The sequence below is a fragment of the uncultured Ruegeria sp. genome (genome assembly GCF_947500045.1).
GTDB lineage: Bacteria > Pseudomonadota > Alphaproteobacteria > Rhodobacterales > Rhodobacteraceae > Ruegeria.
This window is the reverse complement of the sequence record NZ_CANMQQ010000031.1, coordinates 1-1810: the sequence shown is the minus strand read 5'-3', so window position 1 is coordinate 1810 and position 1810 is coordinate 1. Positions and strand designations below refer to the sequence as shown.

The 1810-nt window shown below is 53.3% G+C and carries 2 protein-coding genes; both read right to left on the bottom strand.

What is annotated here, in order from left to right:
• Positions 1-176: 176 nt before the first annotated feature.
• Positions 177-662 carry a GNAT family N-acetyltransferase gene (locus tag Q1B46_RS22115; RefSeq protein ID WP_299952062.1) on the bottom strand — a complete coding sequence of 162 codons (486 nt, stop codon included), beginning with the start codon at positions 660-662 and terminating at the stop codon, positions 177-179.
• 241 nt (positions 663-903) lie between these two features.
• Entirely contained in the window at positions 904-1731 is an 828-nt protein-coding gene (locus Q1B46_RS22110) for a methyltransferase domain-containing protein (protein ID WP_299952060.1), read from the bottom strand.
• Between the last annotated feature and the right edge of the window lie 79 nt (positions 1732-1810).

Here is a 1810-nt window from a genome sequence, read left to right as displayed (position 1 = left end):
CGGCCCTAAGCGGACACCCAGCAGGCGTTCTTGATGCTGTAGTCGCAGCCCGCTTTGCGGTCATTCGCTGCATACGCAACATCAGGGCAAGATCGAACTCACGATCTGCAGGGCTTTGCAGACGTTCCCTTTGGAAGGCCATGTGTCCGCTTGGCTGAGGGACAACAAGTTTTATTTCAAAGTCGCATACTCATCTCATGCCATGCCATTCCTCCGTGGTCGGAGGCAGACCGCCTCAGATAACCATAGCCGAGCTTTTCATAGAGTGGCACATGATGCTCTTTGCACATCAGATGGATCGCCTCCTTGTTCATCTGCTGCATCCGCCTAACAAACTCATCCATCAGAGACCTTGAATGGCCCTTGCCTTGTTCGGTCGGGTCTACGACGACGGACATGATGACCACATTGGGAGCGTCAGGGTCGTGGCCGATAAGCTCCTTGAAGTCCTCGTCAGACATCTCAACCTCATGAGCGCATCCGCAGTTGATGAAGCCCACAACCGCTCCATCTACTTCGAGGATCAGAAAGCCATCGGGGTAGGTCTCAATCCGTTTGCAGATTTTGGCGTGTGTCGCAGCCTCTTCACCTTCGTAGGCGGAGATCTCGATTTCAAAGCAGCGATCCGCATCAGCGGTTTGGGCATTTCTAAAATTGCGCATACAAATCTCCCATGTGTCTTAGAGAGATATAGCCCAAGAAACTCGAAGCTGTCTTGCGGCCAGCAAAGCGTATCGATAACCAGCCAAAGGCGCGAATTGCAGCCTCAGCCGATTTTGGCTCGAACTGTTCATCTGACGGTTTCAGCAGGTCATAGGGTCGGTTTAGGCGGCACCAAGGTCCGGAAAACGGGACAAAATTGCCAGTCGCAGCACGCGCATAATCACGAAGAGTTTGCAAAAATCAGCGGCGAACGGCCGAAATGATGACGGACGGAGCCGGGACCAGAAAACCGCCATTGTGTTTAATACCTTGTGAGCGAGTACGTGCCGCCAAATCAGAGCGAATTGCATCTCGTTTTGTGACTGGCTGCGCTCCCAAAAGTGATGCTGCGCGAACGGCACCCTGATCAAAGGCATCAAACAAGTCTTCAGGTTGCTGCAGATACAGTTCTGAGGGCACGTCGATCAACTGAACCTCTGCAAATCCCGCTTTGGCGACCATAGGTTCAGCAGCTGAGCGGTCCACAAGCATATGGGCATCAGGTCCGAAGGGCAATGTGACCGAGGGGTCGCCCAGGCGTCCAACCGCATCGAACAACCAACCGAATGCACCATCTGATCCTTTCCCTCTCCAGATTGAAAACGCGATACGCCCGCCCGGTCTCAATACTCTTGCCGCTTCCGCCAAACCACGTTCAGGATCGGGAAAGTGCGGTACGCCAAAACCAATAGTGACAGCGTCAAAACTGTTATCGGCAAAGTCCATTGACATCGCATCTCCTTGGACAAAGGAAGCGCCCGGCACAGCAGATTGAGCAAGGGATATCATAGCCGCAGAAAAGTCGAGTCCAGTTACAGAAGCGCCTCTTGCCGAAAGTTCCGAAGCGACAACACCATGCCCGGTGCATAGATCAAGAACCGTTGACTTAGATCCAGCCGAAACCGCATCCGAAAGCCTTTGCGCAACAACGAGCGTAGCTCGGTCGAACCCATCTGCATAACCCTTGGCGATAGCTGGATTGGCCCAGCCTTCGCGCTCCATCTTTTCAAAATCATTGAGGTCGGTCATGCATCCTCCAAATCAGGTCAACGTAGCACCAACGGTTTTCTGAAGCTAATGGAAGCACTCTTGGCGCCGAACGACACCC